At 41.3% G+C, this 25391-nt stretch carries 22 protein-coding genes; 12 read left to right on the plus strand and 10 right to left on the minus strand.

Features of this window, described 5'->3' with window-relative positions; genetic code table 11:
- Position 1 precedes the first annotated feature (1 nt).
- A complete protein-coding gene (menD, locus tag A4245_RS03385) occupies positions 2 to 1753 on the minus strand; it encodes a 2-succinyl-5-enolpyruvyl-6-hydroxy-3-cyclohexene-1-carboxylic-acid synthase (protein WP_067725659.1) in 1752 nt (583 codons plus the stop codon).
- The gene (locus A4245_RS03390; RefSeq protein ID WP_067725662.1) at positions 1754 to 3145 is read right to left on the minus strand and encodes an isochorismate synthase; all 1392 of its coding nucleotides are present in this window, start codon (positions 3143 to 3145) and stop codon (positions 1754 to 1756) included.
- A gap of 313 nt (positions 3146 to 3458) precedes the next feature.
- Between A4245_RS03390 and A4245_RS03395 the strand changes: the two genes are divergently transcribed.
- A complete protein-coding gene (locus A4245_RS03395; protein WP_067725664.1) occupies positions 3459 to 4391 on the plus strand; it encodes a 1,4-dihydroxy-2-naphthoate polyprenyltransferase in 933 nt (310 codons plus the stop codon).
- A 55-nt stretch (positions 4392 to 4446) separates the two neighbouring features.
- Positions 4447 to 4803, plus strand: coding sequence for a TraR/DksA C4-type zinc finger protein (locus A4245_RS03400; protein WP_067725666.1), 357 nt, complete (start codon positions 4447 to 4449; stop codon positions 4801 to 4803).
- Between the two features lie 192 nt (positions 4804 to 4995).
- Here the strand turns inward: A4245_RS03400 and A4245_RS03405 are convergent, their stop codons facing one another.
- Entirely contained in the window at positions 4996 to 9321 is a 4326-nt protein-coding gene (locus A4245_RS03405) for a S8 family serine peptidase (RefSeq protein WP_157087645.1), read from the minus strand.
- Between the two features lie 577 nt (positions 9322 to 9898).
- Positions 9899 to 10957 (minus strand): M20/M25/M40 family metallo-hydrolase, encoded by a 1059-nt coding sequence (locus A4245_RS03410; protein WP_067725680.1) that lies wholly within the window; start codon positions 10955 to 10957, stop codon positions 9899 to 9901.
- Positions 10958 to 11092: 135 nt separating this feature from the next.
- Between A4245_RS03410 and A4245_RS03415 the strand changes: the two genes are divergently transcribed.
- From A4245_RS03415 to A4245_RS03435, 5 genes are all read left to right on the plus strand, one after another.
- Positions 11093 to 11641, plus strand: a complete 549-nt coding sequence (locus tag A4245_RS03415) for a thioredoxin family protein (protein WP_067725682.1) — start codon at positions 11093 to 11095, stop codon at positions 11639 to 11641.
- A 377-nt stretch (positions 11642 to 12018) separates the two neighbouring features.
- Positions 12019 to 13017 carry a potassium channel family protein gene (locus A4245_RS03420; protein ID WP_067725684.1) on the plus strand — a complete coding sequence of 333 codons (999 nt, stop codon included), beginning with the start codon at positions 12019 to 12021 and terminating at the stop codon, positions 13015 to 13017.
- A 106-nt stretch (positions 13018 to 13123) separates the two neighbouring features.
- Complete coding sequence (yugI, locus tag A4245_RS03425) at positions 13124 to 13492, plus strand: S1 domain-containing post-transcriptional regulator GSP13 (RefSeq protein WP_067725686.1); 369 nt, start codon at positions 13124 to 13126, stop codon at positions 13490 to 13492.
- 237 nt (positions 13493 to 13729) lie between these two features.
- On the plus strand, positions 13730 to 15076 hold the full coding sequence (locus A4245_RS03430; RefSeq protein ID WP_067725688.1) for a glucose-6-phosphate isomerase: 1347 nt from the start codon (positions 13730 to 13732) through the stop codon (positions 15074 to 15076).
- Between the two features lie 287 nt (positions 15077 to 15363).
- Positions 15364 to 16536 (plus strand): MalY/PatB family protein, encoded by a 1173-nt coding sequence (locus A4245_RS03435; RefSeq protein ID WP_067725690.1) that lies wholly within the window; start codon positions 15364 to 15366, stop codon positions 16534 to 16536.
- Between the two features lie 254 nt (positions 16537 to 16790).
- Here A4245_RS03435 and A4245_RS03440 read toward each other — a convergent pair whose 3' ends face one another.
- Positions 16791 to 17366 carry a superoxide dismutase family protein gene (locus tag A4245_RS03440; RefSeq protein ID WP_067725692.1) on the minus strand — a complete coding sequence of 192 codons (576 nt, stop codon included), beginning with the start codon at positions 17364 to 17366 and terminating at the stop codon, positions 16791 to 16793.
- Between the two features lie 102 nt (positions 17367 to 17468).
- The gene (locus A4245_RS03445) at positions 17469 to 17663 is read right to left on the minus strand and encodes a hypothetical protein (RefSeq protein ID WP_067725694.1); all 195 of its coding nucleotides are present in this window, start codon (positions 17661 to 17663) and stop codon (positions 17469 to 17471) included.
- Between the two features lie 120 nt (positions 17664 to 17783).
- Between A4245_RS03445 and kapB the strand changes: the two genes are divergently transcribed.
- Entirely contained in the window at positions 17784 to 18173 is a 390-nt protein-coding gene (gene kapB, locus A4245_RS03450) for a kinase-associated lipoprotein KapB (protein WP_067725696.1), read from the plus strand.
- Between the two features lie 107 nt (positions 18174 to 18280).
- Here the strand turns inward: kapB and A4245_RS03455 are convergent, their stop codons facing one another.
- Positions 18281 to 18544, minus strand: a complete 264-nt coding sequence (locus A4245_RS03455; RefSeq protein ID WP_067725698.1) for a phosphocarrier protein HPr — start codon at positions 18542 to 18544, stop codon at positions 18281 to 18283.
- Between the two features lie 217 nt (positions 18545 to 18761).
- On the opposite strand from A4245_RS03455, the gene deoD reads away from it, so the two are divergent.
- The 3 genes from deoD to A4245_RS03470 all read left to right on the plus strand — a co-directional run bounded on the left by deoD (position 18762) and on the right by A4245_RS03470 (position 20864).
- A complete protein-coding gene (deoD, locus tag A4245_RS03460) occupies positions 18762 to 19469 on the plus strand; it encodes a purine-nucleoside phosphorylase (RefSeq protein ID WP_067725700.1) in 708 nt (235 codons plus the stop codon).
- A 201-nt stretch (positions 19470 to 19670) separates the two neighbouring features.
- Entirely contained in the window at positions 19671 to 20264 is a 594-nt protein-coding gene (locus A4245_RS03465) for a biotin transporter BioY (protein ID WP_067725702.1), read from the plus strand.
- Positions 20265 to 20387: 123 nt separating this feature from the next.
- The gene (locus A4245_RS03470; protein ID WP_067725704.1) at positions 20388 to 20864 is read left to right on the plus strand and encodes a divergent PAP2 family protein; all 477 of its coding nucleotides are present in this window, start codon (positions 20388 to 20390) and stop codon (positions 20862 to 20864) included.
- A gap of 48 nt (positions 20865 to 20912) precedes the next feature.
- Here the strand turns inward: A4245_RS03470 and A4245_RS03475 are convergent, their stop codons facing one another.
- From A4245_RS03475 to A4245_RS03485, 3 genes are all read right to left on the minus strand, one after another.
- The gene (locus tag A4245_RS03475; protein WP_067725706.1) at positions 20913 to 21599 is read right to left on the minus strand and encodes a 3D domain-containing protein; all 687 of its coding nucleotides are present in this window, start codon (positions 21597 to 21599) and stop codon (positions 20913 to 20915) included.
- Between the two features lie 60 nt (positions 21600 to 21659).
- On the minus strand, positions 21660 to 21971 hold the full coding sequence (locus A4245_RS03480; protein ID WP_084268647.1) for a YuiB family protein: 312 nt from the start codon (positions 21969 to 21971) through the stop codon (positions 21660 to 21662).
- Between the two features lie 349 nt (positions 21972 to 22320).
- Complete coding sequence (locus tag A4245_RS03485; protein ID WP_067725708.1) at positions 22321 to 23535, minus strand: NAD(P)/FAD-dependent oxidoreductase; 1215 nt, start codon at positions 23533 to 23535, stop codon at positions 22321 to 22323.
- Between the two features lie 764 nt (positions 23536 to 24299).
- Between A4245_RS03485 and A4245_RS03490 the strand changes: the two genes are divergently transcribed.
- A complete protein-coding gene (locus A4245_RS03490) occupies positions 24300 to 25286 on the plus strand; it encodes an NAD(P)/FAD-dependent oxidoreductase (protein WP_067725710.1) in 987 nt (328 codons plus the stop codon).
- Positions 25287 to 25391 lie beyond the last annotated feature (105 nt).

A 25391-nucleotide genomic window follows, 5' to 3' on the forward strand; every position in this document is an offset into this window, starting at 1 on the left:
ATCAGTCCCTGTCCTGTAAAATTTCCTTTTCAATTGCATGCCACTTTGCGCGATGCCATTCCACATTTTCTGTTCGATCTGTTTTAACTTCTATTACAGATAGGCCTTCATGCTGATAACTCCTATCAAGCAGTTCTTTTAGTTGTGGCTCGGTCGCTGCAAGAGCGTATTCTCCACCGTACATGGTGATCGCTTTTTCAAATTCAAGGTCTGCAGGCGTGCCGAAGAGTGCTTCAAAATGCTTCTTATCATTAGATTGGGGCAGGAAAGAAAATATCCCTCCACCATTATTGTTCACCAGTATAATTGTAATGTTCAGCTTATAATGCTTTGCAGCCAGCAACCCATTCATATCATGGAAAAATGATAAATCACCAAGCAATAACGTTACTGGCTTGCCTGTGGTTGCCGCTCCCATTCCACTGGATACGATGCCATCAATTCCGTTTGCTCCCCGGTTGGCAAGGATGGGAATAAATTTTTTCGTCGTCATCAAAAACGTATCCACATCCCGGATAGCCATACTGTTTCCGACATATAATGTGCTGTCTTCAGGGATGACTTCGCATAGTCCTCTGACAACTTCACCTTCTGTAATTGCATCCTCCATACCATTTAAAAGATGCTTTTTGGAAATGCGATTCATCTCCTGCCACATTCCCAGCCAGCCTGTATCAACGTCGCAAGGAGTTTCTGCAGCCGTCAAATCTTTACAGAGCATGACAGGATCAGCGAAAATGAACTCCGTTACATTGCCCGTAGGCTCGCGATATCCCGTGTGATTTTCCACGATATACTGTCTGGAATCCGCGTGTTCTTTTACATAAAAAAGATATGCCTTTGAAACTGGCATTGCACCGAAACGGATAATATAATCTGGTTTCATTTGCTTTCTGATGGATTCATTCCTCAAAAAGGCATCATATCCCTCGATTACCTGGTCTTTATGATGCCTGCCGGTCCGTACCTGGGATAATGGATCAGCCAAAACCGGAAGCCCCCATTTGTTGGCCAGATCTGTTACCGCAGCAGGAAAGTCCGGATCTGTTTGCGGCCCACAGACAATGACCCCTCTTTGTCCACTGCCAAGTTTCTCCAAAAGCTGCCTTATCTGCTGTTCGGCTAAACATTTTTTACCATCAAGGATTGGGTTGACAGACTTTGTAAGTTGTTCCGCAGCAGGAAAAGCCCACAGATTATGCAAGGAAAAATCCGGATTTAGTGGCTCACGGAATGGAAAATTCAAATGAACCGGACCAGGATTTCCTTCCAGTGCCATATATACAGCACGTGCCGCTTTATTGCGTGCATAGGCCAGCATTTCCGGAGTGCCTTCTGGCAACGCCATTTCATGAAACCATTTTGGATAATCGCCGTATAGTTTCAACTGTTCGATTGCTTGTGGAGCACCAATGTCGCGTAATTCATGTGGGCGATCTGCAGTGAGAACGATTAATGGAACCCTGCTGTAATGTGCTTCAACAATAGCAGGAAAGTAATTTGCTGCCGCAGTTCCGGAAGTACAGACAAGTGCAACGGACCGGTTTGTTTCTTTTGCAATACCCAATGCAAAAAAAGCTGCAGAACGTTCATCGATAATAATCCACTCTTTTACTGCAGTGTGTTCTGTAAAAGTTAATGCAAGCGGTGTGGAACGTGAACCAGGGGATATAACAACATCGGTCAGTCCGCTTTTGGTTAGTTCATCTACAAAATTTGCCGTATATCTTGTCAGTTTTTCTGTGTGATTCATTTATTGTTTGCCTCCTAAAACAGATAGCATAGGGAGTAGCTTGATTTTTGTCTCTTCATATTCGCTTTCCGGATCAGAATCTTTAACAACTCCACATCCGGCAAATAGAGAAGCCTCATCCCCCTGAACAAGCGCAGAGCGGATTGCTACTGCAAATTCTCCGTTCTGATTGCTGTCCATCCATCCAATTGGAGCACCATACCAGCCACGGTCCAGCAATTCGTGTTTTCTTATGAATGCGAGTGATTCCTTGCGAGGGGTACCACCGAGTGCTGGAGTGGGATGCAATTGCTTAATAATATCAAACAAACTGTAGCCATCTTTCAAATGACCTGTTACCGGTGTGTATAAGTGCTGTAAATTTTTCAAAGGATAAATTACCGGTTCATCCGGAATAGTTACTTCCGTACAGCAGTCCTCGATTGCACGCTTGATCATTTTCACAACAAAATCATGTTCCTGACGATTTTTCTTGTCATTCATCAGTTCCTTACTCAGTTCCAGATCATGTTCCACTGAATCACCACGAGGAGCAGTACCTGCCAGACATGTCGATAAAAGTGCCTTCCCCTCCAGTTTTACCAATCTTTCAGGAGTTGCTCCAACAAAACAGTCATCCTCAATTTCATATGCGAAAATATAGCTGTTCTGCTGCGTTTTTAACAGGTTGGATAATACGGTTGTAATATCTGCCTTCTTGTTAAATTGCAATCGGATTTCCCGAGCGAGTACAATTTTTTCCATTTCTCCCCTGGCAATTTCCTCTGTTGCTTTGCGGACACTGCCTTTCCATTTCCCCGGGTCAATCTCCTTCTCCCCAGTGACGATAAGTTGGTCCATGGATCGTTCCCTGCTGGCAAGAAGTTTTTCTTCCGTCTGCATCAATTCATCTGCCAGCTGATTGGCATGGTCATTCTTTTTCACATATATATTTATAGTCAAATAGTAGCCTTCGTTATATTTAGTCAATAAAAATGCAGGTATGGTGAAATGACTTGGTTTGAATTTATTCCATAAATTGGTTGTCCCCTTTTCCGGATCAAACGACATACCTCCCAGGGCAACTAGCCCAGTCCCTGGAACCTCATATGGATTATGAACGAATGCTTCACACAGCAAAGAATTCCATTGTTTCTCCGTTGCTTCAAATCGTAAATGATCTGCAGTCATTTGATGTGCCTCACCAGCCCCAGCCAGCCAAAGCTGTTGGGTAGAGCTTGTCCAAAACGCACGGTTCCCTCCAATATGCTTCGCTGCATCAAAAAAGTGAAGTGGATCCGTCTTTTGTATTTTTTTTGTTATGCTGACAAGCTTGCATTCATCCTCTGCCTTCACTAGTTGAATCGCTTCGGATAGAAGTGCTGAAACTTGTTTGTCCTTCGTTTCAATCATCTAAATAAACCTCCATCATGTCTTGGAGTCAGAAACATCCTATCTTATTTTATGCTCTTTTAGCCAGTTTCTCAAGAAAAGCTTTCTTTTTCAGTGAAAATCAGCAATCTTGCTGCTCTGAATCGATTGACAGCATGTTTTTATTTGCCTAAAATTAATATGTTCTATTAGTCACATTGGCAATGCATATGCAATTGGGCGAATGCCCACGTTTTTAAGGAAAAGCTGGGAAAAAATTTGAATTGCTCCATCTGCAAATGCCCGAATCGTTAAGCTATCTACTTTTCAAAAGAAAATCAGGGGGAACAGACACATGCAGTCTACAGGTAATAATATTAAACAGGCATTAAATGAACGTGGCGGATTTCACGTTTGGTGGCGTCTCATCCGTCCACATACACTTACAGCCTCCTTTGTACCCGTTTTTGTCGGGACAATGATCGCTTTTAATGAAGATACAATTAATTGGCTGCTCTTTTTTGCCATGTTAGTTGCCTCGCTGCTTATACAGGCTGCGACCAATATGTTCAATGAATATTATGATTTTGTACGCGGATTGGATACAGACCAGTCAGTTGGAATTGGTGGTTCCATTGTTCGTGATGGAATTGCCCCGAAAAAAATCCGTAATCTTGCCTTTACCTTCTACGGTATATCAATACTTCTGGGTGTCTACATCTGTATGGCTTCCAGCTGGTGGATTGCAGTTATTGGTTTAGTTTGTATGGCTTTCGGCTATTTATATACAGGAGGGCCTCTTCCAATATCCTATACCCCATTTGGAGAATTATTTTCAGGGGTTTTAATGGGGACGGTAATTATCGGCATTACTTACTTTATCCAAACAGGTACAGTTACTGCCGAAATGATCTGGATTTCCATTCCAGTTACGATATTCATCGGCAGTATCAATCTATCCAATAATATTCGCGACCGTGATGGAGATGCGTTGGGAGGCAGGAAAACAATCGCTGTTTTGATAGGCAGAGAAAGCTCAATTACATTACTGGCAATTTTAATGCTTTTTGCGTATGTAATTACTGCCATATTAATCGTTCTCGGTGTTTTGCCTTTTTGGTCACTAATCACCTTCTTCAGCGCGTTAAAAGCACGTGAAGTCATCAGGGATTTCCGCGGCAAAACCGAACCGATTGAGATGATGCCTGCAATGGCTGCAACCGGCAAAACGAACACGATTTATGGCTTTCTTTTAGGCATATCACTGCTTCTTTCAGAGCTGATCTGACAGCAATTGTTTCATATGGGAATGCCCCCTCCGTAATGAAAGGAAGGATGAGATTATGAGCAATCAACTCAGCAAAGAAAAGCTTGCATATTTTAAAGAAAAACTATTGCAAATGAAAAAGGATACAGAACAGGAAATGGAACCCAACGGCAAGAACGGGCCAAATGAGTCCATCCAGGAACTTGCTGACTACGATAACCACCCAGCAGATATGGGTACCGAACAATTCGAGCAGCAGCGTGATGCCGGATTGGATCTCATGCGCCAGGATCGATTAAAAGAAATTGAAGATGCGCTTGGGCGAATTGAAGACGGCACTTACGGTCTCAGTGAGAAATCGGGCAAACCGATTCCGGAAGAAAGACTGGAAGTAATGCCAATTGCAAGAAACTTAGTTGAAGAAGAGGAATAATACACAAATCCACCCTTACTGATGGTAGGGGTGGATTTTTCATTTCATAATGTGTTTCCAGTTATCAGGAAGGTCATATGTCACTACAAGTTCGTAAGAGGTCACCTTAGGGGATTTGTCGTTTTACATAATATAAAAAGTACAGAGGCTGTTTCACCTCTGCACCGTCTATCAGATTATGGTAAATAAGTTTTACTTACCGTTACCTCTGCCCTTGCCCTTATCTTTTCCTTTTCCTTTGCCGCTATCTTCTTCACCAATATACAATTTACCTTCAGCCTGTTCACGTGTTTCATTACCGAAATCGTCAACAGCTGTTACTTCGATGACAGCACCATCTGCCACGATATTGCCAGGTACAGTCCAATATCCGACATAATGTCCCTCAGATGTTTCCGTTAATGGTAAATCAGTTACATTGGAAAGGTTGCCTCCTAGATTGGTTAATGGCATATGCACTGCAAATGTGGCAGTCAGGCCTGATTCACTATCAAACTCTATTGCGACTGTTTGACCTGCTTCAAGCTGTTGATCTTCAGACGGAACCAGGTTCTCGATTGCAGGTGCCGTGTAGTCTGCAGCAATTGTTATTGTCTCTGCTGTTGTGTTTCCTGCCGCATCAACAGCAACTACTTCAATTACATTCTCACCTTCTTCAAGAATCAGGCGTTTCGAGTAGCTGCCGTCTGTAAAGGATGCATCTTGGCCGTTAACCTCTACAGACTCAAGATGCTCATCTGAAACAGTTCCTTCAACAGTAACGGTTTCACGATTCGTCATGTTCCCGTCCAGTGGGCTATCGACTGTAAGTTCAGGTGAAACCGTATCGAGTGTAACGGTAACTGCTTCTGATGTTGTTGCATCTTCACCATTCACTACGGTTACTGCGGTAAATTCATTTTCCCCTTCTGTTAGTTCTGTTGGAATAGCAAAAGTACCCTCATCACCAACCTCAGCAGTACCAACTTCAGTTCCATTGTTCAGTAATTTGACAGTTGTTGTTGAAGATGCTGTTCCTTCCACAGTAACTGCAGCATCATTTGTTACAAGACCATCTGCCGGCGAGGTAATTACAGAATCTTCCACTCCATATGCCACACGTGCACGGATCATGTAGTTACCTTCGGATGCAGGTGATTGTGACCATGCTCCGCCAACATACTGATAACTGCGTCCCGCATTTGTCCCATTTTCATCTGTAGCCAAGCCAGGTGCATATGGGTGCGGATCCGTCTGCATATAAACCATATAGAAATCGCCTTCAACCTGGATGGAATGCTCTCTTAAGTCGACAACGGTCCATTCGTCCAGGCTTCTTACGGCTGTCGCATCAAAAGGTCCTGCAATTCTTTGCCCAGGAGTTCCATCAGATCCTGCAGCATCCCATACTTCAACAGCGAACTCTGTTCCACCAGGATTTGGCCAGTCTGTACCATGGAATTGGAACACACCATCTGTTACAATCGCAGATTCCTCATTATCCGGTAAGGACATTTTCACGGCCCAACCGTTTCCGGCATCATAAAATGCACGGGCATTTTCTGCTGTTCCGTCGTCATAGCCAATTTCCCCGCCTGGGACTGTATAAAATGGGTCAAGTTCGATATTTAAGTCGAAATCCTCGTCAAGTTCTATTTCAATTTCCTGACCATGGAAGTCTCTTGCCATTACTTTCAGTGTATATGTCCCATTGTATCCAGTTAATGCATAATTACCTTCTGAATCGGTTTCTACAGGGGTAACATTCGCATCTTCAACGAGCAGCAATGTTGCTCCTTCAATCGGGTTTCCAGAGTTAGAGCTTGTCACTGTTCCACGTATTGTTGATTGTTCCAGCTCTTCAAGTACAAAGTCAGCAACGACCGTTTCATCTTCACCCAATGATACGGACTGCTCCTGTGCCTCGAATCCATATGCTTCTGCAACAACCGTAAAGTCACCAGCAGCATGCATAAACGAATAGGTCCCATTTGCTGGATTAGTAGCTGCAGAACGTCCACTTTCAAGCACACTTACTTGCGCACCCAACGGAAGCAGCATCGGATGAATCCCTTCATCATCACTTAATGATAAAGATTCAATTTCAGCCATGCTAGGCTGCATATTATCAGGGTCTACTTTTTCTTCTTTAATGACATCACTTGTACTGTTTTCCACTGCACCAATTGACGAAGCTTCTTCTATTTCCAGTGAAGTGTCTGACAATCCTACATCATCAATATACCATCCATCTCTGAGCACACTTCCATCCGTATCCAGGTTAAACGCAATATATACGCGATCACCAGCATATTCAGACAGATCGATTTCAACCGTTTCCCATTCATTATTTACATCTGTTATACGGAGAAGCTGTGTCCAGCTATTCTGATCCGTAGAAATGTAAACATGGCCATAATCCCAGTTTCTTTCAATGTTATACCAATGACTAAACTGCAGATATGATTCTCCTTCAGGTAAGTCAATCGGGGGCATCATAAGCGTTGAATCCTCATTGTTCGTATATGCTCCGTCTGTGTTTGTCGCATAGACGTATTCCCCTGAGTATGCTTCACCTGGACCAGAAGTTGGAATACCGTGATTCCAGCTGTTATTATCTGTGCCAAATACTGTCCAGCCTGCAGGGTTCGTCTCAAAGTCTGTAAAATATCCTACAGTGATTCCTGGATAAACCGCTACGACATAGTCTTCCGTAATTACTTCATTATTACCGAAATCGTTTATAACAAAGTGATATGTGAAAGAATCACCTGTTATATCTTCACCGGGAATAGTAGCTGCATATTCACCAGATTGGTAATCTCCCGAGACGCGTCCTGCCTCAATCGATTGTCCCTCCCCATACACAACTTCTACGGAAGCAACACTAATATTATCGGAAACCTGGATCGATAAATCGAGATCCATTCCTTCATACGTTTCGATTGGTGACACATGTTCAAAAATTGGCGCTTCTGTATCTTCCCCTTCTTTCGTTACTTGCCCCTCTATTACACCAAGACCAGATACTAAAGAGGAAACAGCATCATAACCATTAACTAAGCCATATCCAAAACCATTATTTGGGGATTCTGTATATTGACTGTTTGTTAAAGGTGTCGCTGTATTCATGATAATCTCTTCCAGGTTATCAACAGTCAGACCAGCATTTGCCTGTTTCATTAAAGCTACTACGCCAGACACAGCAGGACCGGACATGGAAGTCCCATTCCAGCCACCTTCATAACCGCTTCCTGGTACCGTAGAACGAATATTTACACCAGGTGCTGAAATGTCCGGTTTGATTTCATCATACGGGGAGGGTCCCACTAATGAAAAGCTTGCCAGTTCATCATTGATGTCCGTCGCTCCAGTTGCAAAAGACTCTGGATAGTTTGATGGAGCAGCAACTGATCCAGGAGTAGGAGTCCCATTACCTGCAGAAAACTCTGGGAATATTTCTGCTGCTCTCCATGCAATTACAACATCTCTGTACCATTCATCAAGTCCAGGGCCTCCACCCCAAGAGTTATTGACGACATCGGGCGCCTTTGTCGCATCTCCACCTGGAGCCAGTAACCATTCTGCTCCAGCAATCAGATTTACATCAGTCCCACTGCCAGCCGCATTTAATCCTTTAACAGAGATCCATTTGGCTCCAGGAGCGACACCGACCTGATTGGAACCATCCGGCTCACTTCCTACCATTGTACCGGTTACATGTGTACCGTGCCCATGGTCGTCATAAGCAGGCGTTTGCCCATTTACAGCATCGAAAAAGCTGTACGTATGATCTACTTCACCGGTTGCTGCGTCATAGCCGCGATATTGTTCAGCAAGTCCGGGATGATCAAACTGTGCTCCCGTATCGATACTTGCTACAACAGTCCCTGTACCATCAATTCCCATATCCCATACTCCAGGCGCCCCAACGCGTTCCACATTCCATTCCACGTTAGCGATTTCCGAGTTTGGTGTTTCCGCTTCTTCTGAAACAGTTACTGCAGAAACCTCGCGCGTTTCATTTGGCAGGATTTTCTCAACTTCGGTAAAAGCAGCAATTTTTTCTGCTACTTCTCTAGTTGCAGTTACCGCCAAACCATTGACAATATGAAAAGACTGGAGATCTTCTGCGTTCCCTTTTTCCACTTCCTCCTCCACATATTCGATTACATTCTGCTGGGATGTTAAAGAAATGGATTTCAACTCTGCAATGACAGCAGATCGTTGAATATGTTCCGCTTTTTGTGCGGAAAGGTTCGCCCTATCGGCACTTGCTTTAGCATTATTCGCCACTTTTTCAACATCTGCTTTTTCATGGAATTTTACAAGGAATGTCACTTTTTCATTGTCTGTAAATTGTGTCTGTAGCCGATCACTCACTTTTGCCTCTGTTACGTTAAGAGTATCATTTAAAGAGTGATGCGCTTTGTCGCCAGATTGCGCAAGAACGGCACTTGGAGCAATGAATGAGAATGTCATTAATACTGCTGCCGCAATACTGAATGCTTTTACTTGACGTTTTTTCTTCCGTCTCACATTGTTTCCTCCTCTCGATTTGTAAAGCCTTACATTTTCCAGCTGGCTATTCGACATTTGGACATGTGAAAAACACCGTAACCCCCCTCTGCAACATAATCATGTCGAGTCTCGAGCCATTGCGGTGTATATTACAAACTCATGCTGTTGGTGCAAGTATAGTAGATTGATAGATGAAAGCCTGTCGATTCATGTCAACACTATTCTGAATTTTCTAAAACAGGAATATTGTAGTATTTTTTCCCTGTTCTTTTCAAACTCTTTTGCTCTTCCCATTCGCTTATGTTCAAACAGATTGTTGGCATAGGTGAGTTTATTTCCATTAAGGTACTTTTTTCCTTATATCCACGCCTTAAAAATGATTAAATTATCCTAAAGATTACATTCAAAGTTTCTTTATGTTTTCTTTTCTTTGGAAAACCAGGTATACATACCTGAACATAAGTAGTTGGATATAATTCATAAGCGGTTCATTATATCCATTACAATAATATGTATAGCGTTTTATACCTAGTAAGTGTGATCAGCCGGTAAATCCCTGATTCAGGACTTGCCGGCTATTTTCACTTCATCGTATTTAATCTTCCAATGGATTTAGACTTTCTTCGCCAGTCATATTGGCAATCATCGTTACGAGCAGATCGATTTCCTCTTCCATATCTTTTATGCTCGCCGTTTCAACAGGAGAGTGCATATACCGTAGTGGTAAAGAGACTAATGATACCGGGACTCCCTTCCCGGTCAATCGCATTTTATCTGCATCCGTTCCTGTCATTCTTGGAGTCAGTTCATATTGTACATCCATATTCAGCTTTTTCGCCGCCTGTTCAAGCAATCTGTTTATTTTAACATTAATCGGTGCACCTTTTGCGAGTACAGGACCACCTTCAAGTCTGATGTCCCCATACTTATTTTTATTGACGCCAGGATAGTCCGTAGCGAATGTCACATCACAGGCAATTGCCATGGTTGGTTCTATGCCTGCGGCTGCAAAATACGCTCCGCCCATATTCGTTTCTTCATTGACAGTACTTGCAGCATACACGCCAACCTTCACATCTTTTTCAGCTAATTGTTTAAGTACCTCCGCAACAATGAAAGCCCCTGTACGGTTATCTAAACCACGTCCAGCTACATAGCGGTCCATCAGAATTTCCGGTTCGGTTTTATAAACGCCAAGGTCTCCTATTTGTACATGTTTTGCAGCTTCCTCTTTTGATTTGTAACCACAATCGATAAACAGATCTTCAAGTCCAAAATCGTTTTTCAGTCCCCCATGGTGCTGAGCATTAACACCAATCACACCGGTTACAGTCCCCTTATAGCCAAGTATTGTAACCCGCATTCCTACTGCAGCTTTTGGATTGATTCCACCCATTTTATCGAAATGTAAATAACCATCAGCATCAATCCGATTGATAACGAGTGCAATCTCGTCACAGTGCCCTGCAAGCAATATTTTAAATGGTGCATCCGGATTCAATACACCAATCGCATTACCTGCATTGTCCGTCCGAACTTCATGTGCAAAGTCTCTCACATAGTTTATCCATTTTTTCTGAATTTCCATTTCCATACTTGATGGAGAAGCAGTTTTCAATAATTCAAGTAAAAACTCCTGATTTGGTTGAGCCATCTTATTTCCTCCCAGAACGTTTGATTTATCCTACATGATAGCAAAAATTCATCTGGAGAGCACTTTTGTTTACTGCCTATTCAATAATGGGTACACTTCTAGTAAAAGTTTTTTTAAATACGAGGAGTGTGGCCAATGAATCTGAATGACTGGTTTGAAAAAGGGTTGAACCCGGATCTTTATATTGAATCGATGGAAACGCACAAAGAGGATTTACTCCATATCTATGATCACTTCATCTTACCGAATGATGAACCGTTTTTCGAGCTAGTACGGGAGCGCAATCTTCGGGCCATTGTACTGACGGAAGACTGGTGCGGGGATGCGATGCTTAATATCCCAATCCTAATGAAGCTTTCCGAAGCAGCAGGAATACAGGTACGTATGCTTTTGCGGGATCAGAATCTGGAATTAATGGACCAGTACCTGACAAATGGCAAGTCCCGTTCTATTCCGATTTTCATCTTTATTGATCGGGACGGCAATGAAGTTGCAAAATGGGGACCAAGAGCAGCAAAAATACAGGAATTCGTCGATGATTCCCGCAGTAAGCTTCCACCACAGGATGCAGAGGATTTCAAGGAAAAGTCCAGTGAGATGTATATGTTCATGACAAAGTCCTTCCGTGACCATACTGAGTTTTGGACAGATGTTTATGACAGTTTAAAAGACACGCTGAAATAGCTCGAACAAAAGCGCAAGTGCCCGTTTAGGGACGTACGGACTGCGCTCCGAACTGTAGGGTGGTTCGACTTGTCGAACATTCCTACGTAGGAGATAAAGGAAACACGACGAACGGAGAGAGTCGATGTTGACTTATCGTACGGAGGTGAAGGAAGTCTCGCTAGTCCCTGGGCGCTGGAGCTGGCCGTGGCTGTTTATGTGTAAGAATTAATTGCTGTCAAAATTTATGCTTTCTAATTTTACCGAAAAGTAACAGTTTTTCTGCTGTTACTTTTTTCATTATCTGATGAGTTGCAGCCCAATACGCCTTATATGACTGAATAACTTACCTGTTCCGGTAAATACTATCTGAAAATTGACGATTCCAAGGTGAAGTTATGCATATTCGATTATTGAAACAAATCTACTATCGGCTTCCGACTGCTCTGAAGCTGCTGGTCACCATTTTTGTCATGATGAATTTTTTTGGCTTCCTGATCCATATCGTTGAACCGGTTCAATTTCCTACTATATTCGAGGGCATTTGGTGGGCTTTTGTAACAGGCGCCACTGTTGGATATGGTGATTACGTTCCATTGACACAAACCGGTAGAATTATTGCTATTTTGCTGATTTTGACAGGTGGCGGCTTTCTTGCATTTTATATTACATCGCTTTCTTCAGCTACGGTAAAACGGGAACAGGAGCTGGAAAGCGGCAGGCTCCCGTTTAAAGGGAATCACCATTATATATTTATCGGTTGGAATGAACGAACGAGACAATTGATTGATATTGTAGTGAAAAAACACCCGAGTACCCGCATTGTGCTGATTGACAGGACTTTACGCCATCTCACCTTTCAGGAATCGCCGGTCCATTTCATTCACGGGGATGCAACAGAGGACAGCACCCTGATAAAAGCAAATATAGCACATGCGTCACGTGTTTTGATCAGTGCAGATATAACTAAAAATGAACGGCAGTCCGACAATTATACAATTCTTGCTGCCATTGCAGTACGAGGCAATAATAAAGAGATTCCGATCGTAGCGGAGATTTTGTCTCAAAGGCAAATCGAAAATGCATTACGTGCAGGGGCCAATACAATTATCCGGTCGAATGATTTTATGAGTTCATTATTTTTTCATGAGCTTTCCAACAACAGAAAGGCTACTTCATTTGAAGATATTATTCAAATTCTTGGTCAACAGCAATTTTTGCATACAAAGTTATCAGAAACACTTGAAAACAAAACGTATAAAACTGTTTTAGCCGAAATGTTAAAAGAGGAAAAGTTGGTCCTCGGGTATATTCGTGAAGGAAACTATTGTATTCATCCCCCCGCAAACCAGATATTAGTGAAAGATGACATTCTCATTTCACTTACACGCTGGTAATGGTTCCTTCCTTAACCCCCTCTATTATTTTTGCTAGAATCGGTAATCTATGCTATAATAATATATTGTGTATTAGAATCGAATATAGGTATAGGAGTTGTTCAGCATGACTAACAAATTTGAAGCTGGTCAGATAATAGAAGGTAAAGTAACTGGAATTCAGCCGTACGGAGCGTTCGTAGCTTTAGACGAAGAAAATCAAGGCTTGGTTCACATCTCGGAAATCACACATGGATATGTTAAAGATATCAATGAGCACTTATCAGTAGGTGACGATGTTAAAGTAAAAGTAATGAACATTGATGAAGCTAGAAATAAAGTTTCTCTATCCATTCGTGCTACTGAAGAAGCGCCAAAGAAACCTGCTAGAGCCAAGAAACCTCAAGCAACATTCCAACAGGAAAATGATACGGCTGGATTCAACACATTGAAGGATAAACTTCAAGAGTGGATCGATCAATCAGAAAAGAAGTAAGGAATATGAGAAAGAGGCAAACTCGGTAGGATACATCTTACCTTGCATAAGCCTCTTTTTTGTTTTATAAAGGCTACCCGGTCACCTGTCCCCAATCCGCACTCTCCCCCGTTTATCCTGCTGTTTGCGTAGTATCTTTCAATTCAAACGTAATATACTAGGCTTTGTTCTTGATTTGACACTCCCAATAGCTTAAAGTTATATTGTATTATTACTGTAGCTATAAGGAGGATAACAATGACACATGTATCATTTACGTATGATAAAGCCCTGAAATTTTTCAATGAACAGGAAGTTGAAAACTTAAGTCCTTTTGTGGAAGCAGCACATCATATGCTTCACGAAAAAACAGGAGCTGGAAGTGATTTTCTTGGCTGGATTGACTTACCTGCAAACTATGACAAGGAAGAATATGCGCGTATAAAGAAAAGTGCTGAAAAAATCAGAAAAGATTCCGATATCCTGCTTGTAATAGGGATTGGCGGTTCTTATCTGGGTGCACGTGCCGCACTTGAAATGCTGAACCATTCTTTCCAGAACCTGCTATCCAAAGAAGAACGCAATGCCCCGCAAATTATCTTTGTTGGTCATCATTTGAGTTCTACATACATGAGCGAGCTTTTTGATGTCCTAAAAGATAAAGATTTTTCCATTAACGTGATATCAAAAAGCGGAACAACAACGGAACCCGCAGTTGCCTTCCGTATTTTCAAAAAGTATCTTGAAGAAAAATATGGTGCCGAAGAAGCGAAAAGCCGTATTTATGCAACTACAGACAGGGCAAAAGGTGCTTTGAAAACCTCTGCAGATGAGGCTGGCTATGAAACGTTTGTCATTCCGGATGATGTCGGCGGTCGTTATTCTGTACTGACTGCTGTAGGACTGCTGCCGATTGCTGTCAGCGGTATTTCCATTGATGACATGATGCAGGGTGCAAAAGATGCGATGAACGATTTTGCTGAACCATCACTTGCAAAAAACCCGGCTTATCAATACGCTGCTGTCAGAAATGTTTTATACGGCAAAGGAAAGGTGACTGAACTCCTTATTAATTATGAGCCAAGCCTGCAATATTTTTCTGAATGGTGGAAACAGTTATTTGGCGAAAGTGAAGGAAAAGACCAAAAAGGCATCTACCCTTCCTCAGCCAATTTCACAACAGACCTTCATTCATTAGGTCAATACATTCAGGAAGGCCGCAGAAATATTTTCGAAACGGTTCTGCACGTTAATTCTTCTAAAAAAGAAATGACACTTGAAGCGGAAGAAAATAATTCCGATGGCTTGAACTACCTTGCAGGAAAATCAATCCATGAGATCAACGACAAAGCTTTTCAAGGTACGATGCTTGCACATACAGACGGTGATGTTCCAAATCTGATTGTAGAAGTGCCTGCACTCGATGCTTATACATTCGGTTATTTGGTGTACTTTTTCGAAAAAGCCTGTGCGCTCAGCGGCTACCTGCTTGGAGTAAATCCATTCGACCAGCCAGGGGTGGAAGCATACAAAACAAATATGTTCGCATTGCTTGGTAAACCTGGCTACGAAAATCAGAAAGAAGAATTGGAAAAACGACTTTAACGAAAGAAGTCATAAAACATTTCTTAGAAAACTTGGTATGCGCCAAGCCTTTTCGGCGAATGCCATAGTTGCACCTATGCAAGTAAGAAAGTTTATCTTTCTTACTTGCCAAAAAAATATTTTAAAAAAGCTGTTTATAATTTTTAACACCGGGTAATACTATAACTGTAAGACTTTCTCGTATTCCCCCTGTAGGCAAGGCGTTTCGGCGCTTTGCTTTTTTTTTGCGCATTCTCGGCCACACTTTGCTATAATAGCAATAATGAAAATTAGGAGGCTGACTGAATATGAGTATCTTTGATGAAATATACGACCGTAGAAATACAAGGTCCGCCAAATGGGACATGGTTAAGGAAGTATTCCAATCGGAGGATGTTCTCCCGATGTGGGTTGCCGATATGGATTTCAAAGCCCCGAAAGAGGTCAATGACGCCTTGATCAGACGCGCCCAGCATGGTATTTATGGCTATACAGTGGTAGATGATGATGTGTCTGGTGCCATTATTGACTGGCAGAAGAAAAGAAATCAATGGACAGTAGATAAATCATGGTTAACCTATAGTCCTGGTGTAGTGACCAGCTTACATATGGCAGTACAGGCATTCACTGAACCGAATGATAAAATCCTTATTCAAACCCCTGTCTATACTCCGTTTTACAGTGTAATTAAAGAACATGACAGAATAGTTGTTAAGAATTCACTTATAAACAAAAATAATTATTATACAATTGATTTTAATGATTTCGAAGAAAAATTAAAAAATGGTGTCAAAGCTTTTATCTTATGCTCTCCACATAATCCAATAGGAAGAGTCTGGAAAAAGGAAGAATTGCAGGAAATGGCAAGACTTTGTCTGAAATATGATGTCATGATCTTTTCGGATGAAATTCACAGTGATCTCATATTTCCCGGAAACCGCCATATTCCGATTGCATCGCTTTCCGAGGAAATTGCTGATCAGACCATTACATGCATGGCACCGTCAAAAACTTTTAACCTTGCTGGTCTCGATGCGTCCTATGTTATTACTGCCAATAAAGACAAGCGCAAGCAACTGGATGCTGCGTTCAACAGGCAAGGCTTCCATAACATGCTGAATATGATGGGAAATACGGCATTGGAAGCTGCTTATACGTATGGTGAGGCGTGGCTGGATGAACTTGTGGCATTACTCGAAAACCATGCAAACTATGTTACGGAAATGTTTGCCAAATATGCCCCGCAGCTTAAAGTCGTTGAAACCGAAGGAACATACTTACTTTGGGTTGACTGCAGCGAACTTGGTATGGACAGCAAGGAATTGAAGAAGTTTATGGTTGAGAAGGCAAAAGTCGGTTTGAATACAGGGGCTGAATATGGTGAAGAAGGCGAACAATTCATGCGCATCAACATCGCCTGTCCACGTGCAACATTGGAAGAAGGCGTAAACCGGATTGTCGAAGCAGTACGTTCTCTTTAATTTACGCTTTTTCTGAAAGAATGTTGTTATGGCTGCGAGTGTAAGATAATATATTATATATAATTAGAAACATCAAAGCTTACGAAAAGAGCCTTGATTTAAAAGCCGCCACATGCTTAATGTGGCGGCTTTTTGTTTTATATTAATTAAACCTCTTTTATTGGAGCATTTGGTGCTTCAACAACTATATTATTATTTATCGGCGGATTACGGTGTTTTATCGGCGAATCGCTAATTCACTTCAAAAACAGCCCCTACTCGTCCTGCTCCTCATTAAAATCTGTCGGATCTGTCGGAGACTCTTCTCCTCCACCACTATCTTCGTCCTTTTTTATTTCCCCACAGAGAATTCTTGGCCCAGATTCACCACTTGGCTGGCTCACCCCATCATCCTGGGCTTCATGTACAACCAACGAAGTTCCCTCTTCACTTAATAGCGAGTTTTTCCCATCAAGCAGGGTGGCGCCCGCCAGCATCAGTTCCGCTTCCACCAGACCACCACCATCAGCTTCTATATTCGGCAGATCACCGAGATGGGGCCCCTCAGGATGCATTAATCCATGTTCATTTCCCTCTGGATTGTAATGATTGCCGGCAGTTGTAAAATCTGGTCCTTCACATTTTGGAAATTCATGAACATGAATTCCATGGAAGCCAGGCTCGAGACCTTCCAATTTAAGTTCTATCCCTACGCCCTCTTCCTGTTCATTCAATTTTGCAGTTCCAACCATATCCCCTGAGGCATTGTACATTTGCACTTCTTGACTCGTTGGGCTGTCGGCTTGACAGGCAGTTAGAATAAGTATTGTAAGCAGAAAAATAAAACGCATATTACCGGCTCCTTTAGCATTTCTTTCTACTCAGTATCTGCAAATATGTTATAAAGTAAACAAAAAAGCCCCCTTATCTGTACAGACTAAGGAGACTTAGGCTCAGGCATTGGATTTATCATCACCGGCTTGGTCCAATTGCTCTTCGTATTTCTTTTTAAAATCCTCTTCATCTTTTCTGGATTTTTTTATCATAAAGTACATTGCAAGAACTGCTAAAAACATAAAAATTGCCAGTGTGATAACAGCCGGAATATATTCCGTTTTATCTTCAGGAAAATAAAGAAAAGGCATCATATGCGTCACATCCTTCATTACTTATTATAGCAAAATTCCTGTTATATCCAACAATTCGAGTCAAATATTCGCTAAACTGTTACATTTTTGGCACAATGTAGCTAAGGAGAGTGATACACAATGGGCGAGGCTGCAATCGGAGATATCGTCAAAGCGCATTATCATTCAGGTACATATATCGGTACAGTAAGGGAGGATCGGGGGGCAAATTATCTGATTGAAGTGCTGGCTGTTCTGAAACACCCACTGCAGGGCGATCTTCATAACTATGGCAAGCTTGAAGGCGTCTTCTTCCACGAACGAAAAGCATTGGCATTCCATGAAAAAATGAACGTGAAAAAAGCTGCCGTTCACCCATTTGATGGTGAAGTTCCTGCTTATGGTGCATCCCTTCAACAGGCAGTTGAAGATTACAGAAAAAAATTAGGTACGGATGAAAGTGAATTTAACAGGCAATCATTGCTAAAATTAAATAACCTGGAAGAGAATCACTATAAAAAGTTGTACTGACCCGCATTTCATAAAGTCAAAATTCAATTCAAAGGGGGCCCCAGCTTCCCTTTAGGATCACCAATCAAAAAAGCTAGGAAACAGACAATGTCTCCTAGCTTTTTTGATTACTCACCCAGATGTTCTTTGATTACTTCACTAACACCATTCAATGCTTCTTCTTCGTCATTACCGGCAGCAGTAACTTCTATTTCAGCACCTTTTGGAATTCCAAGTGACATTACACCCATGATTGATTTCAAGTTAACTTTTTTACCGTTATAAGATACCTCTACTTCAGAATCATATTGGCCAGCTTTATTAACCAGTAAAGTCGCAGGTCTTGCATGGACTCCAGTTTCAGCTGTAATCGTAAATGTTTGTGCTTTCATTATTTCTCATCCTTCCAAATCTATTTGCTCTGATTAGTTTATCATCTAAACCATTTTGTCGCTTGGTTCACATAAACCTAGTTATATTATATACAATTACAGGATATTATGAAAGAGTTAACTCAAAAATTGTCAGCTATAGAGAAAATTTGTCTTTCACACCCTGTTATGATAACTTTAATTCGAAGGATGTTTTTATGATCAAGGAGGAAAATAAATGAGTATTCATATAGGTGCAAAACAAGGAGAGATTGCTGATAAAATCCTTTTGCCAGGAGACCCGCTCCGCGCAAAGTTTATTGCTGAAACTTTCCTGGAAGACGCAAAACTTTATAACGAGATCCGCGGCATGTACGGTTATACAGGTACATACAAAGGTGAACGTGTTTCCGTACAGGGAACCGGAATGGGAGCACCATCCATCTCCATTTATGTTAATGAACTGATTCAGAGCTATGACGTGAAAAAGTTGATCAGAGTCGGGACGTGCGGTGCCATTCAGAAGGATGTCAAGTTACGTGACGTAATATTGGCCCAAGGTGCAACAACTGATTCAAAAATGAACCAATTAATTTTCAATGGGATTGATTATACGCCAATTGCCAACTTTGACCTTTTAAAAAATGCCTATGATGCTGGTGTCGAAAAGGGCCTCCAGCTGCGTGTCGGAAATGTGTTTACAAGTGATGCATTTTACCGCGACAATGCAACTGAAGTAAATGAACTACTTGCCAACTATCAAGTGCTTGCAGTCGAAATGGAATCAGCTGCACTTTATACGCTTGCAGCAAAATATGGACGTGAGGCACTATCGGTGCTGACTGTTTCAGACCATATTCTTACTGGTGAAGAGACTACTGCAGAAGAACGTCAAACAACGTTCAATGAAATGATGGAAATTGCACTCGATGCAGTGATTAAATAGCTTCTCTCAAAAAGCTGCCCATTTTGGGCAGCTTTTTTTTGAGAGATAGGACAGTGTCAAACTCTCCTGTTTGACAATTGCGATGTAGGCTCTCGTCCGAAGACTTTGTCAGGAAAGATTTCTGTTTGTCACCTCATTTTAAAAATAAGTTGACATTAATCCCCTTTACAGTTACGATCAATATTAAAAAGGGGGAGTAAAATGAAAAAACTACGTCCAATTGATCTTACATTAGGAGCATTATTTGTCTGTTTAATGACTATCGGTGCAAATATTACTGTCTGGTTTCCATTTCTGTCTGTCCCTATCGGAGGGGCGACTGTACCGGTTTCCCTGCAAACATTTTTTGCTGTCTTGGCAGGAATGATACTCGGAAAGAAACTTGGCACCATTTCAATGGCTGTTTATCTGCTTGTCGGAGCAGCAGGCGTACCGGTTTACGCAGGATTAAAGGGTGGATTTTTTGCGTTAATCAGTCCGACTGGCGGGTTTATTATTTCGTTTATATTTGTAGCATATGTGGTCGGCTGGATGACAGAGAATCGTAAAAACCCAACTGTTCCATATTATACTTTAGTAGCTATAATTGGTTTATTTGTTAATTATATGATTGGAGTATCCTATATGTATCTTGCCATGAATACATGGCTGGAACTGCGTATCACTTATGTGACGGCCTGGGCCGGAATGACTCCTTTCATTCTGAAGGATGCTGTATTATCAGTAATTGCTGCACTGTTCATGGTAAGCCTTACAAAGAGAATTCCTTCCACATTGCGAAATATAAAAGTTTAGAATTGCTATGGCCTAGGACATTCATTTACCTGAAAACATCCATATGGTAAAATAACATCAACAATACAGAAGCGAACCGGTGGAATCACAGGTTTCGGTCAGCAGGAAGGATGTTTTTAGCATATGGCTTTGTTTTCCAATTTCCCTTTGTGGGCAGCATTAGCGGCAATTGTATTTGCTCAGGTGGTTAAGATTCCTATCAAATATATTTTTACCAAAGAGTTCCAGCCTGGTCTTGCTTTCAGTACAGGTGGTATGCCCAGCAGTCACTCTGCTGCGGTAACCGCCCTGACAACTGCGATCGGCATTTTGGAGGGAGTAACTTCCAGTGTGTTTGGATTGGCTTGTATATTTAGTGTCATTACGATGTTTGATGCCTCCGGAGTACGAAGACAAGCTGGGGAGCAAGCTGCTGTTCTGAACCGACTAATTATAGACTTTCAGTACTTTACCGATAGTGCAAAGGATTGGAATAAGAAAGAGGAATATGAGAAACGTCAGGAATTGAAAGAATTGCTTGGCCATCAGCCTATTGAAGTATTTTTTGGTGGACTGACAGGTATTATCATTGCTTTCATTCTTTATCCGCTATTTCAATAAATAAGACTCCCAATCACTTGGGAGTCTTTTCACTTTTATACTGGCTGTTTAGCTTTCATTCATTTGTTGCCTGAATACTTGCAGGGCTTCATCTTCGTTCAATTGATTCAGTTGGTCCTCACTTAGTTCCCCGTCACCCATTTCCACGATATAAACATCAACTTCTTTTTTACCCCAGTGGGAAAATACATCTTCTACGGTATCGTAATACAAATCGATTTTATCACCTGTAATTGCACTTCCCTTATCTGCAACGACACCATACCCATAATCCGGAATATACAGGATTGTCCCTATCGGATAGACATCCAAATCTGCAGCAATGGTAGAATACAAGTCTCGCTTTACTTTAACACCGGAGAAAGTAATACCGTATTCCGGGTGATCCTCTGTTTTTCCGGTGGATTCGATCCCAGCCGTATAGCCAGTAGCCACCACCTTTGCAACCGGATACTGATTAAAGTCGATTGCTTCTTCAATTGTTTGTGGAGCCTCGATCTCATCACTTGAAATATACTTTTGTTTTGCCTTTGCAACGTTTAAGCCTTTATCTTTTAGTGCGCTATGTCTGAACACTGCTGTATTTGAATTGATGGAAGTATCCGACTGGACAACTGCTGCCTCAGTTTTCAATTCACTCCAAGTGACATTCGAAATGGAAGTTGCTGCTTGAAAAAAAAGCACCATAATCAGCGGCAGCATTCCAACATGCCAAATAAAATTTTTGATTTTCATGAATAACACCTCTTGGATGCTATCATTTCCAATCTATTAAAATTTTATTCAAAAAAATACTTAAAACATCTGATATCCGCTTTTACGCAGGAATTTGATAACGAAACCAGAAACGATTGCACCGATTAAACCTGACGATAAAATAATCACATCAGCAGCTGCTAAACTAGTTATTTCTGATAATAATTGCGCAAAAGCCTCACCGGTATTTGTGAAATATTTCCATGTTGACATCTTATCAATTATCATGATAACAACAAAAGGGTATAGGAATGCCATCAGCCAGGTTCTTCTTAAAAGCATATTCAATATGAATGCTATCCCGAAAAATATGACAAAATATAACATAATGGAAACGATTAATTGGATCAAGATAGTAACCCCCTTCGTTTGATCTATGTAAGCATATAAATGTTATTTTATAATAAATCAAAGGAAAAGCAAAGGCTGTACGCTTGCCTTTGCTTTTCCTGAGATAGAAGAAATATAAAATTTAAACAGCAATGCGTTCATCTACGCATAGTGAAATTTCGGTCAGTAGGGGTTTTTTCCATCCCCACTAAGTGCCACCAGGGTATGACCTAAGGCCTTGAACGGAATCGGGCTATTGCCACAGTTGACCCCAGACTACAATAGTTAGTTGCTTTTCCATACTTCTTGAATCGGGATTCACTGTCCACTAACACTTGATACAGCTACGTACAAATTGGAGTGCTGGTTATCAGTAAAAGAAGTTAAATTTCCCTTTTTTCAGCAATAATCCTAATCCGCCTAATTTAAGGAGATAACGGTTGTCACTCATTTTTTTCATAACTGCTGCTTTCCACCCGAATACTTTATGGCCGAATACTTCGGCAATAGCATCATCGTTACCGAGTGAAGCTATTGTCCCTTGGAGATTTGGGATAAATGGTTTTAGTTCTCCACCACGTATCTTTTCCTTCACATTGCATGCAACCGTTTCAGCCTGTTGGATTGCGATTTGCGCAGTTGGTGGGAATGGCCGGCCGGTTTCCTTATTTATGATCATCGAACAGTCTCCAATAACAAAAACATCGTCATAATCCGGTGTACGCATATCACATCGCACTTCAACTTTCCCACGGTTTGTTTCAAACCCGGATTCCTCAACGACAGAATTTGCACGGACTCCTGCTGCCCAAATTGTTGTCATAGTTGGGATTTCATGGTGCTTTCCATACTTCTCATATACAATGCTGTCTTTCTTGCACTCTTTCAGTATTGCATTATTAATAAATTCCACCCCGCGGGATTCCAGGGAATTCATCGCATATTCAACAAGCCTTTCATCAAATCCTGGCAATACAGTCCGGGCACCTTCAACAACAAGGATTCGTACCTGTGTCTTCTCTATGTCATACTCCTCACACAGATGGGGAATCCGGTTTGCCAATTCACCTGCAAATTCGATTCCGGTGAATCCCCCACCTCCGATTACAATATTCAAACGTGCGGCTTTTTTATCGATTTCATTATGATAGCATGCGAAGTTATAGTCCAAATGCTCCCTGATTAGACGTGCATTATTGATATTAGCTATTGTAAATGCATGGTCATCAAGTCCTGGAATCCCAAACGTTGCCGCTTCAAATCCCAATCCAATAACGAGAACATCATAATTCAGTTCCGCATTCGCCAATTTCACCACTTTTTCTTCGGGTTTAATGCAAAGAACCTCATCCAGCACAATATTGACTTTGCTGGAGTTGATCACATCTTTGATTCTAATTTTAGTCCGATCATGATGAAGTGTACCAGCCGCATTTTCATGCAGCCATGTCGTCTGATAATGGTAATCATTTTTATTAACGATGGTAATTTCTGCTTCATTTATATGAAGTTTTTTCTGTAATTTGGCCGCTGTCATCATACCACCATATCCAGCGCCCAAAATTACTATATGAGGTTTTTTCATTACATTTCACTACTCCGTTTTCTCTGATGTCACATTTTGTGACTTTTTTCACTAATATATAAGCCGGAACAAAAGTGCAAGTGCCTTGACCGACACTTACTTATCCTTTTAGAAAACTTGGCATGCGCCAAGCCTTACCGGCGTATGCCATAGTTGCACTTATGCAAGTAAGAAAGTTACTTGCCAAGAAAACTTGGTTGTCACCAATTCTTTCGGTGACAGTCTTCGTTGCACTTATGTGGATTGACAAGTCAATATTTTCATACTATCTGCCCAAACTCTATTAAAGGTTTTTAATAAAAAGTTACAGAAAAAATATCTTATTGTCATCATTTTGTAATATACACTTTATTATACTAGCTTCTTTAACAATAATTATCAACCCTTTATCCTAGATTTTAAATTATCAATCATCTTGAGATAAAAGCGGAGGTGACTGTTCAGAAACGCATGCATAAGCAAGGGATTGGAAAGCGCATGGTTTTCGCGCTTGGAATGTCCATTGCTTATGACAGGAGTTTCTAGGAACCGGAGCTGGACGCGGCCGCTTATGTTTAAGAGTTAATTGCTGTCAAAATTTACTTTCTTATTTTTTACAAAGTTTGGTATTCACTGCTTTTCAATGACAGCCTTCATTGCACTTAGGCAGGCAGGTATGTCTAAACCTTCCTGCCTGTCAAATAAGTACGCATTTATATCATGCTTCAAGCGTTTATGGTACGATATATATGGCTGAAATTAATAGATAGAAATGAGGGTTCATCATGTCTGAAGAAATTTATGATATTACAATAATCGGAGCAGGTCCTGCCGGATTATTTACTGCTTTCTATGGTGGCATGCGCCAGGCAAGCGTAAAAATAATCGAAAGCCTTCCACACACAGGTGGTCAGCTTACGGCCCTTTATCCGGAAAAATATATATATGATGTTGCAGGATTTCCAAAGGTACGTGCACAGGAGCTTGTCGATCGACTTGAAGAACAAGCAAGTATGTTTAATCCCGAAATTGTTCTCGGACAAGCAATTGAAAAACTGGAAAGACTTGAAGATAATTCATTCAAAATGATATCGAATACAGGCGAAGTTCATTACACAAAAACGATTATTATTACAGCGGGGAATGGTGCCTTCCAGCCACGCCGTTTAAACATCGGTGAAAGTGAGCATTTTGAGGGGAATAACTTGCATTATTATGTAAAAGACATGAATCAATACAAAGATAAAAATGTCGTTCTACTAGGCGGAGGGGATTCTGCAGTAGACTGGGCACTTATGCTTGAGAAAGTCGCAAAAAATGTCAAGCTGGTCCATCGTCGCGATCAATTCAGGGCCCATGAGCATAGTGTTGAACAATTAATGACTTCAACGGTAGAAGTACTGACTCCGTTTGCACCTACTGATATAGTGACATCTGATAAGATTGACAAGATTATTTTGGAAGAGGTCAAAGGCGAAAGAAAAATGGAGCTTGAAGTCGATGATATTATTTGTAATTATGGATTCATCTCAAGCCTCGGCCCAATTAAAGATTGGGGTCTGGAAATCGAGAAAAACAGTATCGTGGTAAATACAAAAATGGAGACAAATATACCTGGCATTTATGCTGCAGGAGATATTTGCACCTATGAAGGAAAAGTCAAATTGATCGTAACTGGTTTTGGGGAAGGTCCAACTGCAGTAAACAATGCAAAAAACTATATCGATCCCAAAGCACGTATCCAGCCGAAGCATTCCACGGCTATGTTTTAAGCGAGATAACCTTTAAACCATCCAATATTTACTGGGTGGTTTTTCTATTTAACCCATCACTAAAATCAAAAAACGAAGCGCCTTAGATTTTAGCGCTTCGGTTTC

The sequence above is a fragment of the Oceanobacillus damuensis genome (assembly GCF_001618145.1).
In the GTDB taxonomy this organism is placed as follows: domain Bacteria; phylum Bacillota; class Bacilli; order Bacillales; family Amphibacillaceae; genus Oceanobacillus; species Oceanobacillus damuensis.

What these genes read in the sequence shown, in the direction of transcription:
- A4245_RS03430 (WP_067725688.1), top strand. Translation starts at nt 13,730, where the DNA reads ATGACACATGTATCATTTACGTATGATAAAGCCCTGAAATTTTTCAAT.
- A4245_RS03475 (WP_067725706.1), bottom strand. Translation starts at nt 21,599, where the DNA reads ATGAAAATCAAAAATTTTATTTGGCATGTTGGAATGCTGCCGCTGATT.
- A4245_RS03465 (WP_067725702.1), top strand. Translation starts at nt 19,671, where the DNA reads ATGAAAAAACTACGTCCAATTGATCTTACATTAGGAGCATTATTTGTC.
- A4245_RS03455 (WP_067725698.1), bottom strand. Translation starts at nt 18,544, where the DNA reads ATGAAAGCACAAACATTTACGATTACAGCTGAAACTGGAGTCCATGCA.
- A4245_RS03410 (WP_067725680.1), bottom strand. Translation starts at nt 10,957, where the DNA reads ATGGCTCAACCAAATCAGGAGTTTTTACTTGAATTATTGAAAACTGCT.
- A4245_RS03390 (WP_067725662.1), bottom strand. Translation starts at nt 3,145, where the DNA reads ATGATTGAAACGAAGGACAAACAAGTTTCAGCACTTCTATCCGAAGCG.
- A4245_RS03440 (WP_067725692.1), bottom strand. Translation starts at nt 17,366, where the DNA reads ATGCGTTTTATTTTTCTGCTTACAATACTTATTCTAACTGCCTGTCAA.
- deoD (WP_067725700.1), top strand. Translation starts at nt 18,762, where the DNA reads ATGAGTATTCATATAGGTGCAAAACAAGGAGAGATTGCTGATAAAATC.
- A4245_RS03400 (WP_067725666.1), top strand. Translation starts at nt 4,447, where the DNA reads ATGAGCAATCAACTCAGCAAAGAAAAGCTTGCATATTTTAAAGAAAAA.
- A4245_RS03435 (WP_067725690.1), top strand. Translation starts at nt 15,364, where the DNA reads ATGAGTATCTTTGATGAAATATACGACCGTAGAAATACAAGGTCCGCC.
- yugI (WP_067725686.1), top strand. Translation starts at nt 13,124, where the DNA reads ATGACTAACAAATTTGAAGCTGGTCAGATAATAGAAGGTAAAGTAACT.
- A4245_RS03415 (WP_067725682.1), top strand. Translation starts at nt 11,093, where the DNA reads ATGAATCTGAATGACTGGTTTGAAAAAGGGTTGAACCCGGATCTTTAT.
- A4245_RS03470 (WP_067725704.1), top strand. Translation starts at nt 20,388, where the DNA reads ATGGCTTTGTTTTCCAATTTCCCTTTGTGGGCAGCATTAGCGGCAATT.
- A4245_RS03445 (WP_067725694.1), bottom strand. Translation starts at nt 17,663, where the DNA reads ATGATGCCTTTTCTTTATTTTCCTGAAGATAAAACGGAATATATTCCG.
- A4245_RS03490 (WP_067725710.1), top strand. Translation starts at nt 24,300, where the DNA reads ATGTCTGAAGAAATTTATGATATTACAATAATCGGAGCAGGTCCTGCC.
- A4245_RS03395 (WP_067725664.1), top strand. Translation starts at nt 3,459, where the DNA reads ATGCAGTCTACAGGTAATAATATTAAACAGGCATTAAATGAACGTGGC.
- menD (WP_067725659.1), bottom strand. Translation starts at nt 1,753, where the DNA reads ATGAATCACACAGAAAAACTGACAAGATATACGGCAAATTTTGTAGAT.
- kapB (WP_067725696.1), top strand. Translation starts at nt 17,784, where the DNA reads ATGGGCGAGGCTGCAATCGGAGATATCGTCAAAGCGCATTATCATTCA.
- A4245_RS03485 (WP_067725708.1), bottom strand. Translation starts at nt 23,535, where the DNA reads ATGAAAAAACCTCATATAGTAATTTTGGGCGCTGGATATGGTGGTATG.
- A4245_RS03420 (WP_067725684.1), top strand. Translation starts at nt 12,019, where the DNA reads ATGCATATTCGATTATTGAAACAAATCTACTATCGGCTTCCGACTGCT.